The organism is Geobacillus sp. PLS 41 (assembly GCF_056494105.1).
Genome location: NZ_CM151395.1, coordinates 2,079,952 through 2,095,735, shown reverse-complemented (window position 1 = coordinate 2,095,735; position 15,784 = coordinate 2,079,952). Strand labels below are relative to the sequence as shown.

Genomic DNA, 15,784 nt, shown 5'->3' with positions numbered 1-15,784 from the left:
ACTTTTCATCAAGGAAACATTTCTAGAGGGAGGATTTCATTGTTTAGGGATATAAAGATAAAATTGATATCAGGGATACTAACTTCAATTAATTCAGGTTTTTTATATTATCTAATTGAATCCAAAGGTGTCACTGTATCAAAGGAATTAAATATTTTAGAGGGACTATTAGAAGTTCTTGTCAAGTCCTTACTCTACTCTATAATATGTGTACTTCCGCTAGTTATTTTGTTCGGTATACCAATCTCCTTATTGATAGACTACGTATTACAAAGAATAAATCAAATGAATCCTCCTATATCATTTCTCCTGCATGCTATAGCCTATTTTATTATCGTAATAATATATTGGGTGATCAATTTTGGAGTAGATAAAATAATATATATAGGGGAGCCTGAAATAGCCTATAATGTATTTTTATTTGTGTATACCCCTTGTGTTTTTTGGATTATAACATACTCAATAAAAAAGCAATATTTAAGAAAATAAAATCGATACAACTTACATTTCGCACCCTACAGTTTGGAAAAAATTATTTATTTGATTTTTTAGAATAACTTTCCGATCAACACGATTAGCGATGGCAATCTTTTTTGCCATCGCTAATCGTTCCGTATGACATTACACGTAAATGCCCTTGTCCATGCCGATGATGTATAAAATTTTGTGTAAAGCATTTTGCTAGAACAAAAGAAAAAAGGTAGGGTATTCTCTGATTTGGACCACAACACATTCCAGAGAAAGGAGTACCCTACCTATGTCTAAAAGAAGTATACCGAATGTCGACTGGGCAAATCAACTGGAAAATGCCATTCGTCAGTTTGTAAAAGAAAAATTAGAACTGATTATGCGGGAAGAAATCAAAAATTTCCTCGAAATCGAACAGGCTGGAACGCCGAATATGAGAAACGGCTACTATCAGCGAAATCTAGATACACAATATGGCCGGATTGAGGGTCTTTTGGTTCCAAGAGACCGAAACGGGGAATTTCAAACACAGTTGTTTGCCCCTTACCAACGGCACACGGGCTGGCTGGAGGAAGCAATCATTAGGATGTACCAAAGTGGCATGAGCACGCGTGAAATTGGCAAGTTTATCGAACGAATTCTAGGAAGCACCTATTCTCCTGCGACGATCAGCCGGATTACCGATGTCGTGAAGGAAGACATCGAGAAATGGCACGCTCGTCCACTACACCAGCGTTATTCGGTCTTATATTTGGACGGCTTGTACGTGAAACTTCGCCGGGATACGGTAGAGAAAGAAGTTATTTATGTGGTATTGGGGGTGAACGAAGAAGGGTATCGTGAAATTCTTGATTTCTTCGTAGGAGGACAAGAAAGCGCCTATGTATGGCAGGAGATTCTCCAACAGCTCTACAAAAGAGGCGTCAAGGAAGTGCTTCTTGGCGTCTTCGATGGCCTTCCGGGGTTGGAGGAAGCCTTTAAGGCGGTGTATCCGAAAGCCGATGTGCAGCGCTGTGTCGTGCACAAAGTCCGCAACACCCTCAGCCGTGTTCGGAAAAAAGATCAATTCGAAATGGCGGAGGACCTGAAACTCATTTATCGTTCTCCGAATAAAGAAATCGCATTGGAGATGTTTCAACAGTTTCAATCCAAATGGTCTCACAAATACCCAAGGGAAGTCCAATCTTGGGCAAATGAGTTGGATGTCCTTCTCACCTTTATGGACTATCCAAGCAGTATTCGAAGTGTGATTTATACGACCAATGCCATCGAACGAACGATCAAGGAGATTCGGAAACGCCTAAAACCGATGAACAGTTTGAGCAGTTTAGAAGCCGCTGAAAAAGTCGTATATTTGACGATACAGGACTTTAACGAGAAATGGGCAGGGCGAAAGTTGCGAGGATTTGCCGAAGCGCAAGAAGCCCTTCAACGAATGTTTGAAGAACGTTATTGTTAACCAAATATTGTAAATAAACAAAATAAGGGGATTTTCCCTTTCCACACAAGAGACTGAATATTCAGTCTCTTGTGTGAAGGAAACCGGTTCCCTATCCATTCCAAATCCATTTCAGAGATACCCTATCTATCTTACATTACACAAAATTCTTGACGGTACCTCCATGCCTGGTCCTTGCAGAACCCTTCACTGATTAAGGAGATCGGTTTCCCGAACGAGCATTGGATTTGCCTATCCGGCAGCTCCACCTGGACGCTTGTCCGGTTGGTCAGGTCAGTTTCCGGCCTCCTGCAACACCCGATTTGTCTCTTCCGCCGCCTGATCGAGCGCGTTTTGCGGATCGATTCCTTCGTACAACCGTTCCATCGCTTTCACGACATGTTGCCGAGATTCAGGGAAGACGGTGATGAGCGCCCCTTGGGTAGCAGGGGTTGATTTTGTTTCATGCAGCTGATCCACCGTCACTTTTAATTGTGGGTATTTCGCCCACTCCTCTTTGACGAGCGGCTCATCGTACGCAGCCGGGTTAATGGCAAAATACCCTGTGCGCACATGCCACTCAGCTTGGACAGGAGCGGTTGTCAAGTATTTCATGAACTCCCACGCCGCTTTTTGCTCCTTTTCGCTGCTTCCTTTCATCATCCAGAGCGAAGCGCCGCCAATTACGACGCCTTGACGTTCCACGCCATCCGGGACAGGCAAATACGAAACGCCAACGTCAAATGGCGAGTTATCGATCAACGTTTTTACACCAGCGGACGAATCCAAATACATGGCGATTTTTCCTGCTTGGAAGGCGGCGCGCATGTCGTCCCAGTTTTGACCGGCGTTGTAAAACGTGCCGTCTCGGTACATGTCGCTGATCAGCTCAAATACGCGCTTCCCCTCATCTCCATTGAATACTGCTTTTGTCGCATCACTGCTCCGTCCATTGTTGTTGTTCACATACAGTCCGCCTTGTACGGCCACCATTTCTTCAAAAAACCAGCCGTAGTTCAAAATCGAGAATCCGTACCGTTCGGTTTCTTTTCCTTTTTTCTTTGTCAGCTTTTTCGCCGCTTCCTTCAACTCGCTATAGGTGAGAGGCGGTTTTTCCGGATCAAGCCCGGCTTCTCGGAACGCATCTTTGTTATAAATGAGTACAGGGGTGGATGAGTTAAATGGCATCGAGTAAATCCGCCCGTTCACGGTATAATAATTGACAATGTTTTTCTCCCATTGTGAGACATCATACTTGTCTTTATCGATCCACGTTTGCACTGGAACAATCTTTCCACTGTCGATCATATGCTTTGTTCCGACTTCAAACGTCTGCATGATCGTCGGGGCGTCTTTTGTCCCTGCTGCCGCATTCCATTTCGTCAGCGCCTCCTCATAGGTGCCTTGAAATACTGGCTTCACCTCAATCTCTGGATGGGTTTGGTTAAAATCAGCGACAATGTCATTTAAGACCGGCTCCAAATCCCCGCTCATCGAATGCCAAAACACCACTTCTGTTTTGCCTCCCGCCGCTTCGCCCGCATCTTCGCTTGAGCATCCCGCGGCAAATCCAATAAACATTAAAGCTAAGAAACTGGCTAAAACCTTTCTCATCTTGTTTCTCCTCCTCGCTATTGAATCGCTCCTTGCATAAGCCCTTTTCGCAATTGCTTCTGTCCAGCAAACAACAGCAACAAAGTTGGAAGCATCGCGATAACCGCCGCTGCCATAACGACGCCCCAGCTGCTGGCGATCTCTTGCGTCTGCAGCTGCTTGAGCCCGATCTGCACGGTGCGGACGCGGTCATCGTTTGTAACGAGCAGCGGCCATAAATACATATTCCAAGCGTCCAAAAAACTGTAAACAGCCAGCGTCACCAAACTCGTTTTTGAAAGCGGCAGCACGACGCGGCAAAAAAAGCGGAAATTCCCCATCCCAGATAACTGCGCCGCCTCATACAGCTCGTGCGGAATTTGCTTAAACTGTTGCCGCAATAAAAAGATGCCAAACGCCATCGCCCAAAACGGCACGATGAGTCCTGCGTAATGGTTTGTCCAGCCAAGCGCTTGGATGGTCAAAAAATTTGGGATCACAGTCGCTTCCCACGGAACGAGCATCGTGGCAATGCACACGTAAAACCACCGATCCCGACCGGGAAAGCGGAGAAACACAAAAGCGAAAGCGGCGAGACTTGACACGATGAGGCGCCCCACTGTAATCATGAAAGCCACAAAAAAGCTGTTCCATAAATATCTCCCAAGCGGAGCCTGTTGAAACGCGGCCTCATAATTGACCAATGTCCCCTTCTCAGGCCATAGGCGTCCTGACAAAATAGCGGCTCCATCCATCAAACTCATCAGAAGAGCATAAGCCACTGGAAACAAGATTACAACCGAGCATAGGCATAACAACACATAGTGAGCCGTTGCCCGCGCTATTTTCATTGGTAGTGCACCTTCCTCTCAGCAAACCGAAACTGCAAAAACGTGACGATGGCGATGATGAGAAAAAGGACAAGGGCTTGCGCGCTCGCGGAACCAAACTGATAGTTGACGAACGCTTCCCGGTAAATCGCGTAAACGAACACATTCGTAGCCTCCACCGGCCCGCCTTTCGTTAAAAAGTCAATTTGTCCAAACGTTTGCAGCGCTTGAATAAGCGAGACCGTCGTGACAAAAAACAACGTTGGCGACAACAGCGGCACAGTCACTGTCCACAGCTGGCGCCAATAGCTCATTCCAGCGATGCGGGCGCTTTCGTACAAGGATGGATCGATGTTTTGCAGACCGGCCAGCAACAATAAAAAGGTCAGTCCGATATTCATCCAGATCGTCGCCGCCGCCACCGCATACAATGCCGTGTCCTGGTCAAGAAGCCATGAAACAGGAGTCCCGCCGATCGCGGACACCAAACGATTGATGATCCCGATCGCCGGATTGTACATAAACATCCAAATCACCGAAGCGACTCCCACGCTCATCCCCATCGTAGAGGCAAAAATCGTCCGAAAGATCCCGATTCCTTTCCGTGTTTCATGAGCGAGCAACGCTAAACCGAACGAAACGGCGACCGTCGTCGGGACAGTGAGCGCCGCAAATAGAACCGTCGCCTTCAAACTATGCCAAAACGATGCATCTTGAAGAAGAGCAACAAAATGCGCCAAACCGACAAATTCCGTCGGGTGCCCTTGATAATCGGTGTGAAACACGCTTAAATACATCGTTCTCCCCAACGGGTAAAAGAGAAACACGCCAAACAGTAGGAGCGAAGGACAAAGATACACCATCCCTTCCAACCACGATTTTATTGCGGCCTGCCGCGCCTCCCGCTTCGTCCGGACCGACCATGGCGCTGGGGAGGGAACCGTTGAAACACGCTCATTCATTGGTGAACCCACACCTCCTCCCGCTTGATGGACGGGGCTCCAATTCGCTTTCCAGACGCATCGAAAAACAGGAAATCCTGCTCATCAAACGTCAATGGCACCACTTCTCCCAAACGGATGCGCCATTGTCCATTCCATCGTGCTGTCCAATAAAGATTTTTTGCCAACTCAAACGTCACTAACGTTTCATTGCCGAGCCACTCGACATGGCTGACTTTGACGGCCATAGATTCTTCTCCTGATTCCGCCGGCTCAATATGTTCCGGCCGCAGTCCGACGATCACCCGTTCAGCCTTCGGCAAAGAACGACGCAGAAGACGGATGGGCCGCTCGTTTTGCAATAAGAGCGAATGTTCCAGCACATGCGCTTCCGCCAAATTCATCGGCGGTGTTCCAATAAATGAAGCGACAAACGTGTTATCTGGGCTATTGTATACATCAAGCGGACTGCCGATTTGTTGCGGACGGCCGTCATGCAAAATCATCATCCGATCAGCCATGGTCATCGCTTCCGTTTGATCGTGAGTGACATAAATAACGGTCATGCCGAGCTGACGCTGCAAGCGTCGAAGCTCGCTCCTCATTTTCGCACGCAGCTTGGCATCTAAATTGGAGAGCGGTTCATCCATCAAACAAAGCGGCGTTCTCGCCACGATCGCCCGCCCTAAGGCGACGCGTTGACGCTGCCCCCCTGACAATTCCCGCGGCTTCCTATGTAGCACATCGGTCAATCCAAGCAATTCCGCCGCTTCCATGCAACGTTTCACTTGTTCTTCTTTCGGCACCTTTTGCGCCTGCAAGACAATCCGCATATTTTGCTCCACCGTCAAATGGGGATATAGCGCATAATTTTGAAAGACCATCGATAACCGGCGGGCGTGAGGGGGCCAATCATTCGCCACTTGTCCATCGATCAATACATATCCTGATGTCAGCGGCTCAAGGCCAGCGATCAGCCGCAAAATCGTGCTTTTGCCGCATCCCGATGGGCCGACAAGAACAAAAAACTCCCCTGATTCAATCGCGACATTCACATTCTCGACCGCGCTCTTTTTGCCTCCATACGATTTCGTCACCTCAACCAGCTCAAGAAACGCCATCCGCTTTTCTCCCCTTTCCTCTTTTTCTATTCCATCGTAATCCATTTTTGTAAACACCATCTGAACTTATTTTTTGATTTATGTAAATATTTTTTGAATAAAAAAAGAAGCTCTGCCAACGCAGAGCATCCTGTCACAGATTTGTAATCTTTTGGATCATCTGTTTTCCCTGTTGATACAAACATCAGCGTGATATTAACGAACGCCCTTCATGAGCCGCTGAATGCTCGGGGCGAGCAAAAACAAGATGACGCTTAACACAACCGCCGCCCCGCCGATCGTGCCGAAATAGGCCGTTTCGTTTTCGGGCGTATAGAAGCGCACAAGCTGAGCGTTGATCGCTTGCGCGGCGGCGTTCGATAGAAACCAAAGGCTCATCGTTTGCGCTGAGAAGGCCGCAGGCGCAAGTTTCGTCGTCGCCGACAGGCCGACCGGGGACAGGCAAAGTTCACCAAGCACGACGATGAAATAGCTTAACACAAGCCAGATCGGATGGACGAGCCCTCCGCCGCTTAAATGGCCCGGCACGAGGATAACGATGAACGACAGGCCGGCGAACAACAAGCCGAGCGCGAATTTTTGCGGGATCGTCGGCTGCCGTTTGCCAAGCTTCACCCACATCCACGCGAACACCGGCGCTAAGAGGATGATAAACAACGGGTTCAGCGATTGGAACCAAGCCGGTGAAAGGTGAATGCCGGCGACATCCAGCTGTGTCCGCTTGTCCGCATAGTTCGCCAAAATGGTCGATCCTTGTTCTTGAATGGCCCAAAACATCGCTGAAGCGATGAACAACGGAATGTACGCGATCACGCGCGACCGCTCTTCAGCCGTCGTTTTCGGGCTGCGGTACATGACGACAAAATAGATGATCGGGATGATGATGCCTAAGATGCCGACAAGAGAAATAAACGTTTCCACAGTGAACCAGCCGTTTGGAATCAAGATGGCTAGCAGCACGGCAATCACGACCGCCCCTACGGCCATGATGGAAGCCGCTTTTTTCTTTTCCGCTGGCGTCAATGGATTCGGCACATACGTCCCGGCCAACCCGAGGTTTTTCTTTCTTGTCGCGATGAAGACAATCAATCCGAGAAACATCCCGACGGCCGCAAGTCCGAAGCCGAGGTGGAAGTTATACTTCATCCCCGCGGTACCGACAACAAGCGGAGCCAAAAAGGCGCCAAGGTTAATCCCCATGTAAAAAATGCTGAATCCGGCGTCGCGGCGGTCATCGCCAGGCTTGTACATATCGCCGACAATGCTCGAAACGTTCGGTTTTAACAACCCAGTTCCCAAGACAATGAGCGCCATGGACACAAACAGCGCCGCCACCCCGCCTGGAATCGCCAAGGCGATATGACCGGCCATAATGAGAAGGCCGCCGTAAAAGACCGCGCGCGACGTGCCAAACACCCGGTCAGCAAGCCAACCGCCAATGATTCCGGACATGTACACCAGCGCCCCATAAATCGACATAATCGCGAGCGCCAGATGCTCATCAAGCCCGAGCCCGCCTTTCGATACTTCATAATACATGTAATACACTAAAATGGCGCGCATACCGTAATACGAAAAGCGTTCCCAAAATTCCGTGAAAAAGAGCGTAAACAACCCTTTCGGATGGCCGAAAAAGCCGCGCTGGGGAACGCTGGCAGCGATTTGTTGCTTGTCAATGGATGACATAACCACTACTTACCTCCTTTAAATTCTTTTAATATAATAATTCATTATGTTTATATTGTCAAAAAAATTTTGCATGATTCATAATTTCATATTATAATAACCCGTGGTGCTAGTTGAGCGTCAGCGCTCAACCAGCCCTAGTGTGACCAAGGAATAAGCCAACAAGATGCCATCGAGTGCCACTTCAAACCCGGCCATGGAATTCGCTCGAATGTCGGTGATCCGGTATTGGTCTACGAGAATCGAAAACACCGTCTCGATGACTTTGCGTTTTTTCCTGATCCATTCTTCCCATGCCTTGGATGGGCCGTGCTTTTGATTGTGTCGAGACGGTGTCCAGAACGCGGCTTGGTGTTCTTCGTACAGCTTTTCTCGAAGAGCGTGGCTGATGTACCCTTTGTCCCCAAAGTTGTAGGGATGAGGGATTTGAGTCATCACCGTTTCAGCGGCTTTGACGTCGTGGCAGGACGCTTCCGTCACGACATAGCCCATGGCCAGCCCTTGATTGGTCACTTGAAGATGCAGCTTGAAACCGTAGTACCATTGCTTTTTGGAAGCACAATACCCCATATCCGCGATCCCTCGAAACCGCTTGACGCGCTGCATTCTTGCGGGATGGCACAACGGAAGAGGCAAGCTGTCGACGACCGCATAAGCATGGTGTTGGCCACGTTTCGCCAGCTCATGACGGATCCATTTGATGGCGAAACCAAGCGCTCGGCAGCGGCGGTTGTATCGGGAGCGTTCAAGAAACGAGCCGTTTGTGAACAAATTTCCCGTGACAAAACGATGCCAGGCTCGTTCGGAAGAAAAGCCCAGCAGCTTCCCCAAAAGGTGAACCGCCATGACCACTTCGTCTTCTTGCTTGACCAAGTGACGGTTGCGGCGATGAAGATACATTTGAATCAACGACAGTTGGGCAGAAACAAAATAGAAAATAGCGGCATATTGTTTTTGAAGTTTGGCTGGATCTGTAGTAAAATGAAAGTGCTCTTGCATGGGGGATCTCTCCTTTCGAATGTTGGGTGACACTTTCATTCTACTGGAGATCCGCCAGCAAGGGCTATTTTTATGCTTGTCTGAGTTTTATCTAGCACCACGGGTTATAATAAAGAAACATTAAGAAAAATAATATTATTCAAATAAAAAATACATCTTTTCATCGTACAGAAAAAATCTTTTCCGCGTCTTGTTGATTCATGTATAATCAATGACAGGGAATCGTCGCTTCCGCAACAGCACCATTTCCTCTCTTCCATTTCACCTGCATCTTTGCGCCCACCGCAAATTCCTTATCTTCATTGCCAATTCAGAACGGATGTTGCCAATGAGCGAACCGTGGCGTCTTGTTTTGGACAAGATTGGGTCATACAGCAAGAAATGTCAGAGATGAGAAACAATCTGGCGACCAAGCAGGAGCTCGAGGACATCAAAACCAATGCGGCGACAAAAGCAGAGCTGAATGAAGTCAAAGCTGAAATGGCAAAAAGGAGTTGCCGCTGTTCATCAAGCCATTCGGGAAATCGATGTGATCGTGAAACGGCTTGAACAGAATCAAGAGCAACAAATGCAACTATTGCTGCGCCAAGAGCGGATCATCGATATGTTATGCCGCCGGTCGCTTGAACATGAAGCGGCAATTTCAGATCTTCGCCTTGCCCTCAAAGGCTGATGCCCGCCTCATTGCCGCTTTCGCTCCGCGAGGCATTGTGCATGAATCTATGCTTATTGATGATGGGAAAAGACATTGTTCATTCCGTCCATTTTCTCCCCCGTGCAAAATGTGTTATACTGATCATGACACATAAAATGAAGGGGGATGTGGGGATGCTATACCCGTATAACGGAAAACGTCCGAATGTTCATGAAACCGCATTCATTGCCCCGGGAGCCTATTTGATCGGAGACGTCACCGTCGGTCCGGAATCGACCATTTGGTTCAATGCCGTGCTGCGCGGCGATGAAGGACCGATTACGATCGGCGCTCGAACGAGCATTCAAGACAATACGACCTGCCATTTGTACGAAGGGTCGCCGCTCATTGTTGAAGATGAAGTGACGGTCGGGCATAATGTGATCCTTCACGGCTGCACGATCCGCCGGCGCTCGATCATCGGCATGGGGTCGACGATTTTGGATGGGGCCGAAATCGGTGAAGAATGCATCATCGGCGCCAACACGTTGATTCCGTCCGGCAAAAAGATTCCGCCCCGCTCACTCGTCATTGGCTCGCCTGGAAAAGTGGTGCGTGAACTGACGGACAAAGACCTTGAGCTCATCCAGCTGTCGATTGATACATACGTGCAAAAAGGAAAAGAGTATCGCGAACAGCTGGCCAATCATCGGTAATAACGCCTTGAACGCTCTCCCACCTACGCTAAACGCTTAAAGGTGGGAGATTCTTGAGAACACCCGCCTCACAGCAAGCTGTTAACCAAGCCATCCCCGCCCACTTCAAGTGGGGGGGCTTCTCGGCGCGAGATGATCAAAACAAAATCATCAGAGAACAGATGGTTGCACGAAAAAACGATATTCGCGGCCATCTGTTCGTACAGCTTTTAAAAGAAAAAGAGCCAGCCAGAGGGCATGGCTCTTCGTTTATGATTCATCCGTGTTTTGCACAATCATCTTCCACACTCGAAAAACCGTTTCAATGCGGCGAGGCGGTGTTTTCCGAACTTGCTTTCTGTTTCATTGGCAAAAGATGAATGATTCCTGATCTCAATGCTTCTACCGCTTCTAACAAACATTCGTTGCTGCTTGGGTGCGGACAAAAAGGGAATTTCATGTCTTCCTCTCGCGCCGCTAGAAATTCATCACTTTTTCGATGGCATGCAAAACGCGCGCTGGCGTTGGCAAATAATCGTCTTCATAAGCGAAAAACGGCACAGGAACGTCAAATCCCGTCACCCGTTCGACCGGCGCTTTTTGATAGAAAAACGAAGTATCGTTGATGACAGCGAGAATATCATTGGCCAATCCACCCGTCGCATGCGCTTCCTGAACGATCACGGTTCTCCCTGTCTTTTGCACCGACTCGGCGATGATGTCCTTGTCAAGCGGGTAAAGCGTACGCAAGTCGATGACATCGGCATCAATCCCTTTTTTCTTCGCTTCTTCCGCCGCCTTTATGGCGACCGGCACCATGGCTCCCCATGCAATGACGGTCACGTCGTCCCCTTCACGTAGTTTTTTCCCTTTGCCAATTTCAATCGTATATTTTCCTTCCGGAACGTCTTCGCGAAACGCACGATAACTGCGCATCGGTTCTAAGAAGAGAACAGGGTCCGGGTCTTCAATCGCGGCGATGAGCAACCCTTTGGCGTCATACGGCGACGCGGGACAGACGACTTTGATGCCTGGCATATGGGTAAACAGCGCTTCCGTGCTGTCGGAATGAATTTCCGGGGCCCGCACCCCTGCGCCGTACGGGGCGCGAATGACCAAGGGCACGGTAAAATGCCCTCTCGTCCGCGCACGCATGCGTGCCGCATGGGTCATGATTTGTTCATAGGCTGGATAGATAAAACCTAAAAACTGAATTTCTACGACAGGACGAAATCCACCAAGCGCCATTCCAATCGCTGCACCAGTAAATCCTGCCTCGCTTAACGGCGTGTCCATCACCCTCTCCTCACCAAATTCCTCAAGCAATCCTTCGGTGGCGCGAAACACACCACCATTTTTTCCAATATCTTCCCCGAGCAGGATGACATCTTCATGCTCTTTTAGCATGGTACGAAGCGCATCATTGACCGCTTGCACGATGGTGAGCGATTTGACGCCTACTTTGGTGATCACCTTTCCATCCCCCGCTTCCACTGAAGATACGCTTCTTTCTGCTCCGCAATCGTCCATGTCGGTTGGGCGAACACAAAGTCAAACATGTCAGATACATTCGCTTTTGGATAGCTCTCCATTTCCACAACCGCCTGCTCGATTTCCGCGTCCACTTCCGCTTGCACTTGATTTGCCCACTCTTCATCCCACCAGCCTTCCCGCTGCATCAACCGCTCGACCCGCTTGATCGGATCGGTCGTTTCGCGCCGTTTCTTGCTTTCCTCCTGGTCGCGATATCTGGACGGGTCATCCGACGTCGTATGGGCGCCATAACGCCATGTCACCGCTTCGATTAACGTCGGCCCCCCTCCGTTTCTCGCCCGCTCGAGCGCCTCAGTTGTTTTGAAATACACGGCAAACACGTCATTTCCATCGATGCGAAGACCGGGAATATCGTACGCCAACGCTTTTTGCGCGATCGTTTTTGTCTTCATCTGACGGGTGATCGGAACGGAAATCGCATATTGGTTGTTTTGGTTGAAAAAGACGACAGGTGCGTCAAAAACGCTCGCGAAATTCAATCCCTCATGGAAATCTCCTTCTGATGTCGCTCCATCACCGAAGTACACAATCACCGCATTTTTCGTCCCCTTCCATTTTTCGGCGCACGCCGCCCCCGCTGCATGAGGGAGTTGCGTGGCAATCGGAACGCTCGGCGGAACGATTTTTTTTCCCTCAGGTGGAACACACCCTTCCGTCCGCCCTTTCCAGTATAAAAGCGTTTGCGTTAAGGAACGGCCGAATGTCATCATCGCCCCATGATCGCGATAGGTCGGAAACATCCAATCACCATCGTTGAGTGCAAGCGCGCTTCCGACTTGACACGCCTCTTGCCCTTCGTACGGCACATACGTCCCGATGCGCCCTTGCCGCTGCAGGCTGATACATTTTCGGTCAACCATTCTCGTGCGAATCAGATGGCGGTACATCGTCATCGTCAATTCTTTCGTGATTTGTTCACGATATTCAGGCTGCACAATCGTTCCTTCTTCATTCAATACTTGCACAATCGGAAAATCGAGTTCCATGCCATTCCTCCTCCCCATGGTATTTGAATGGCTGATCGATCAGCTCAATACCGCACGATCGCTTGCGAGCTGTTCCCCGCGAATGCGTTGGAATTCTGCGAGCAACTTTTCTACCGTTAAGCTTTTCTTTTCATTCTCATCCACTTCGAAAATGATCTGCCCTTTATCCATCATGATGAGGCGGTTTCCTAAATCGATGGCCTGCTGCATATTATGGGTGACCATCAAGGTCGTCAATCGATATCGCTCCACAATCTCTTTTGTTAAGTTGGTGATCAACTCCGCTCTGGCTGGATCGAGAGCCGCTGTATGTTCATCGAGCAGCAAAATGGCAGGTTCGGTGAAGGTCGCCATAAGCAAAGACAACGCCTGCCGCTCTCCGCCCGAGAGCAAGCCGACTTTCGCCTGAAGACGGTTTTCTAAACCGAGATGAAGGGTGGAGAGCAACTCGCGAAAATCATCGCGCCGTTTTTTCGTCACTCCGCGGCGGAGCGTGCGCTTTTGATTGCGTGTATACGCCATCGCCAAATTCTCCTCAATCGTCATGTTTGGCGCCGTTCCGGCCATCGGATCTTGAAACACCCTTCCGATATAGCGGGAGCGGACGTATTCCGGCATCATGGTGACATCTTGACCGTCAATCCAAATCGTCCCTTCATCAGGAAACAACACTCCTGAAATCAAATTCATCAAGGTTGATTTTCCTGCTCCGTTGCTGCCGATCACAGTGACAAAATCTCCTTTTCGAAGCGTTAAATGAATGTTTTGGAGCGCGATCTTTTCGTCAGGCGTTCCCTCATGAAACACTTTATAAATCCCTTTTAACTGCAACATCCGCCTCACCCTTTCCCGTTGCGGCAACGTCCATCACCTGCGCTCGATTCCATCTTTTTTCTTCTTTGCGTTTTTTCTCTTTTTGTTGACGAACCATTTGCGGAACAACGAGCGCCAAAATGACAATGCATGCCGTAATGAGCTTCACATCCCCTGTTTCGAGAAATTGGACGCGCAAAGCGAGACTCACAACAATGCGGTAAATGATCGCTCCACCGATCACGGCAAGCGTGGCTCGCGCGATCGTTTTCGTTCCAAATACCGCTTCGCCGATAATGACAGAAGCCAGACCGATAATGATCATGCCAATTCCCATCCCGACATCGGCAAACGCGCCGTACTGGGCAACAAGCGCCCCCGAGAACGCGACCATGGCATTGGAAAGGCCCAACCCTAAGACAATGAGCAAATTGGTGTTCGCCGACAGGCTGCGAATCATGCGCGGATTATCGCCCGTCGCCCGAATCGCAAGCCCAATTTCCGTCTGTAAAAACCAGTCTGTGAACCATTTAAACAAAAGAGCAAGCAACGTCATCGACAGGAGAATTCCCCATGTTTTCGCCGCGGCCGAGTCAAGTCCGATTTTCGTCCCCCATTCTTGAATGGTTGTAAAAACCGTCTTCTCATTCAAAAGCGGCACGTTCGAACGCCCCATGATGCGAAGATTGATCGAATAAAGCGCAATCATCATTAAAATGCCCGACAAAAGCGGATTGACCTTCCCTGCTGTATGAAGAAGCCCGGTCATACACCCGGCAGCGAATCCAACGAAAAGCGCCAGACACGTCGCCACAAACGGATTGATCCCGTTGACAATCAACGTCGCCGCCACAGCAGCTCCTGTCACAAAGCTGCCGTCCACGGTTAAATCAGGGAAATCCAACACACGAAACGACAAATACACTCCCAGCGCCATAATGGCGTAAATCAGTCCCGATTCCACTGCTCCCGTGATGGACGCCAGCAACAGCACTCATCCTTTCATTCGATGTATTCCGCCATTTGATCCCATTCAGGCTTCAGTTTGATTCCTTGTTTTTCCGCTGCTTGTTTATTGATCACCAATTTTAATTTTTTCGGATATTCTGGTTTGATCTCTGATGGTTTGGCTTCTCCTTTTAAAATGGCGACTGCCATTTGCCCCGCTTGATAGCCGATATCGTAGTAATCAAACCCATACGCCGCAAAACAGCCTCGTTTTAATGAATCGAGCTCTCCCGTAAAAACAGGGATTTTTTTCTCGTTGGCAACGCTGACAACCGATTCAATGGCAGATACAACGGTGTTGTCCGTCACGATGTAAAACACATCTGCCTTGCCAACTAACGACTCTGCCGCCTGTTTCACCTCGGCTGTGGTCGAAACGGAGGCTTCCACCAACTTCAAATCCGTATGTTTCGCCGCTTCCTTCACTTTTTCAATTTGCGCCAACGAGTTTTGTTCGCCCGCGTTATAAATAAGCCCAACGGTTTTCGCATCCGTTTGCTCATCGATGAATTGAATCGTTTTGCGAATCGCATCGGGATGGCTGTCCGTTGTTCCCGTGATGTTTTCCCCTGCCTTGTCCATCGATGGAACTAAACCGGCGCCGACCGGATCCGTCACGGATGTAAACACAATGGGAATGTCTTTCGTCGCATTGAGCGCACTTTGCGCGCTCGGAGTCGAGTTGGCAAAAATGAGGTCAACCCCATCCGATACAAAGTTATTGGCGATCGTTTGGCTGTTGTTCATGTCGCCTTGGGCATTTTGGATATTGTACCGAACATTTTTCCCCTCTTTAAATCCCCCGTCTTCGAGCGCCTTTTTAAATCCATTGAAGGCAGCATCTAACGATGGATGTTGAATGATTTGGGTGACGCCAATCGTAAACGTTTTCTGCTTTCCATCTTCTTTCGCACCGTTCGTCGCGGCCTTCTCTTCTCCCCCACAGCCTGAGAGCGCCAAAACTCCGAAAACGACCGGTATCGCGAATCGTTTGATCGCTTGTTTCATGAATGATTCC

The 15,784-nt window shown here is 49.1% G+C and carries 15 protein-coding genes; 4 read left to right on the top strand and 11 right to left on the bottom strand.

The genetic code is table 11. The features are described 5' to 3' along the window. Window positions 1-757 precede the first annotated feature (757 nt). On the top strand, window positions 758-1,927 hold the full coding sequence (locus tag ACVX3G_RS10505; RefSeq protein WP_008880572.1) for an IS256 family transposase: 1,170 nt from the start codon (window positions 758-760) through the stop codon (window positions 1,925-1,927). A 273-nt stretch (window positions 1,928-2,200) separates the two neighbouring features. Here ACVX3G_RS10505 and ACVX3G_RS10500 read toward each other — a convergent pair whose 3' ends face one another. From ACVX3G_RS10500 to ACVX3G_RS10475, 6 genes are all read right to left on the bottom strand, one after another. After that, window positions 2,201-3,520 (bottom strand): ABC transporter substrate-binding protein, encoded by a 1,320-nt coding sequence (locus ACVX3G_RS10500; protein WP_014196063.1) that lies wholly within the window; start codon window positions 3,518-3,520, stop codon window positions 2,201-2,203. Window positions 3,521-3,537: 17 nt separating this feature from the next. Next, window positions 3,538-4,350 (bottom strand): carbohydrate ABC transporter permease, encoded by an 813-nt coding sequence (locus ACVX3G_RS10495; RefSeq protein ID WP_025039051.1) that lies wholly within the window; start codon window positions 4,348-4,350, stop codon window positions 3,538-3,540. After that, window positions 4,347-5,291, bottom strand: a complete 945-nt coding sequence (locus tag ACVX3G_RS10490) for a carbohydrate ABC transporter permease (protein WP_021322413.1) — start codon at window positions 5,289-5,291, stop codon at window positions 4,347-4,349. Before ACVX3G_RS10490 ends, ACVX3G_RS10495 begins: the two co-directional genes overlap by 4 nt. Then, a complete protein-coding gene (locus ACVX3G_RS10485) occupies window positions 5,288-6,391 on the bottom strand; it encodes an ABC transporter ATP-binding protein (RefSeq protein ID WP_021322412.1) in 1,104 nt (367 codons plus the stop codon). The genes ACVX3G_RS10490 and ACVX3G_RS10485 overlap by 4 nt, the downstream gene beginning before the upstream one ends. Window positions 6,392-6,586: 195 nt before the next feature. Then, complete coding sequence (locus ACVX3G_RS10480) at window positions 6,587-8,077, bottom strand: peptide MFS transporter (RefSeq protein ID WP_021322411.1); 1,491 nt, start codon at window positions 8,075-8,077, stop codon at window positions 6,587-6,589. A gap of 120 nt (window positions 8,078-8,197) precedes the next feature. Then, window positions 8,198-9,076, bottom strand: a complete 879-nt coding sequence (locus tag ACVX3G_RS10475; RefSeq protein ID WP_014195149.1) for an IS982-like element ISGsp1 family transposase — start codon at window positions 9,074-9,076, stop codon at window positions 8,198-8,200. A 463-nt stretch (window positions 9,077-9,539) separates the two neighbouring features. On the opposite strand from ACVX3G_RS10475, the gene ACVX3G_RS10470 reads away from it, so the two are divergent. From ACVX3G_RS10470 to ACVX3G_RS10460, 3 genes are all read left to right on the top strand, one after another. Continuing rightward, window positions 9,540-9,749, top strand: a complete 210-nt coding sequence (locus ACVX3G_RS10470; RefSeq protein WP_014196070.1) for a hypothetical protein — start codon at window positions 9,540-9,542, stop codon at window positions 9,747-9,749. 155 nt (window positions 9,750-9,904) lie between these two features. Continuing rightward, the gene (locus ACVX3G_RS10465; RefSeq protein ID WP_013523996.1) at window positions 9,905-10,426 is read left to right on the top strand and encodes a gamma carbonic anhydrase family protein; all 522 of its coding nucleotides are present in this window, start codon (window positions 9,905-9,907) and stop codon (window positions 10,424-10,426) included. A 53-nt stretch (window positions 10,427-10,479) separates the two neighbouring features. Next, complete coding sequence (locus ACVX3G_RS10460; RefSeq protein WP_131872219.1) at window positions 10,480-10,785, top strand: hypothetical protein; 306 nt, start codon at window positions 10,480-10,482, stop codon at window positions 10,783-10,785. A 97-nt stretch (window positions 10,786-10,882) separates the two neighbouring features. On the opposite strand, the gene ACVX3G_RS10455 is transcribed toward ACVX3G_RS10460, so the two are convergent. The 5 genes from ACVX3G_RS10455 to ACVX3G_RS10435 are packed head-to-tail and all read right to left on the bottom strand — an operon-like array spanning window position 10,883 to window position 15,774. Beyond that, on the bottom strand, window positions 10,883-11,878 hold the full coding sequence (locus ACVX3G_RS10455) for an alpha-ketoacid dehydrogenase subunit beta (RefSeq protein WP_479454537.1): 996 nt from the start codon (window positions 11,876-11,878) through the stop codon (window positions 10,883-10,885). Then, window positions 11,875-12,945, bottom strand: a complete 1,071-nt coding sequence (gene pdhA / locus ACVX3G_RS10450) for a pyruvate dehydrogenase (acetyl-transferring) E1 component subunit alpha (protein WP_479454536.1) — start codon at window positions 12,943-12,945, stop codon at window positions 11,875-11,877. The genes ACVX3G_RS10455 and pdhA overlap by 4 nt, the downstream gene beginning before the upstream one ends. 39 nt (window positions 12,946-12,984) lie before the next feature. Next, complete coding sequence (locus ACVX3G_RS10445; RefSeq protein ID WP_020278618.1) at window positions 12,985-13,779, bottom strand: ABC transporter ATP-binding protein; 795 nt, start codon at window positions 13,777-13,779, stop codon at window positions 12,985-12,987. Then, entirely contained in the window at window positions 13,754-14,746 is a 993-nt protein-coding gene (locus ACVX3G_RS10440) for an ABC transporter permease (RefSeq protein WP_023633546.1), read from the bottom strand. Before ACVX3G_RS10440 ends, ACVX3G_RS10445 begins: the two co-directional genes overlap by 26 nt. Window positions 14,747-14,760: 14 nt before the next feature. Beyond that, window positions 14,761-15,774, bottom strand: a complete 1,014-nt coding sequence (locus tag ACVX3G_RS10435; RefSeq protein WP_014196076.1) for an ABC transporter substrate-binding protein — start codon at window positions 15,772-15,774, stop codon at window positions 14,761-14,763. Window positions 15,775-15,784: the final 10 nt, after the last annotated feature.

What these genes read in the sequence shown, in the direction of transcription:
- ACVX3G_RS10505 (WP_008880572.1), top strand. Translation starts at nt 758, where the DNA reads ATGTCTAAAAGAAGTATACCGAATGTCGACTGGGCAAATCAACTGGAA.
- ACVX3G_RS10500 (WP_014196063.1), bottom strand. Translation starts at nt 3,520, where the DNA reads ATGAGAAAGGTTTTAGCCAGTTTCTTAGCTTTAATGTTTATTGGATTT.
- ACVX3G_RS10495 (WP_025039051.1), bottom strand. Translation starts at nt 4,350, where the DNA reads ATGAAAATAGCGCGGGCAACGGCTCACTATGTGTTGTTATGCCTATGC.
- ACVX3G_RS10490 (WP_021322413.1), bottom strand. Translation starts at nt 5,291, where the DNA reads ATGAATGAGCGTGTTTCAACGGTTCCCTCCCCAGCGCCATGGTCGGTC.
- ACVX3G_RS10485 (WP_021322412.1), bottom strand. Translation starts at nt 6,391, where the DNA reads ATGGCGTTTCTTGAGCTGGTTGAGGTGACGAAATCGTATGGAGGCAAA.
- ACVX3G_RS10480 (WP_021322411.1), bottom strand. Translation starts at nt 8,077, where the DNA reads ATGTCATCCATTGACAAGCAACAAATCGCTGCCAGCGTTCCCCAGCGC.
- ACVX3G_RS10475 (WP_014195149.1), bottom strand. Translation starts at nt 9,076, where the DNA reads ATGCAAGAGCACTTTCATTTTACTACAGATCCAGCCAAACTTCAAAAA.
- ACVX3G_RS10470 (WP_014196070.1), top strand. Translation starts at nt 9,540, where the DNA reads ATGAAGTCAAAGCTGAAATGGCAAAAAGGAGTTGCCGCTGTTCATCAA.
- ACVX3G_RS10465 (WP_013523996.1), top strand. Translation starts at nt 9,905, where the DNA reads ATGCTATACCCGTATAACGGAAAACGTCCGAATGTTCATGAAACCGCA.
- pdhA (WP_479454536.1), bottom strand. Translation starts at nt 12,945, where the DNA reads ATGGAACTCGATTTTCCGATTGTGCAAGTATTGAATGAAGAAGGAACG.
- ACVX3G_RS10445 (WP_020278618.1), bottom strand. Translation starts at nt 13,779, where the DNA reads ATGTTGCAGTTAAAAGGGATTTATAAAGTGTTTCATGAGGGAACGCCT.
- ACVX3G_RS10435 (WP_014196076.1), bottom strand. Translation starts at nt 15,774, where the DNA reads ATGAAACAAGCGATCAAACGATTCGCGATACCGGTCGTTTTCGGAGTT.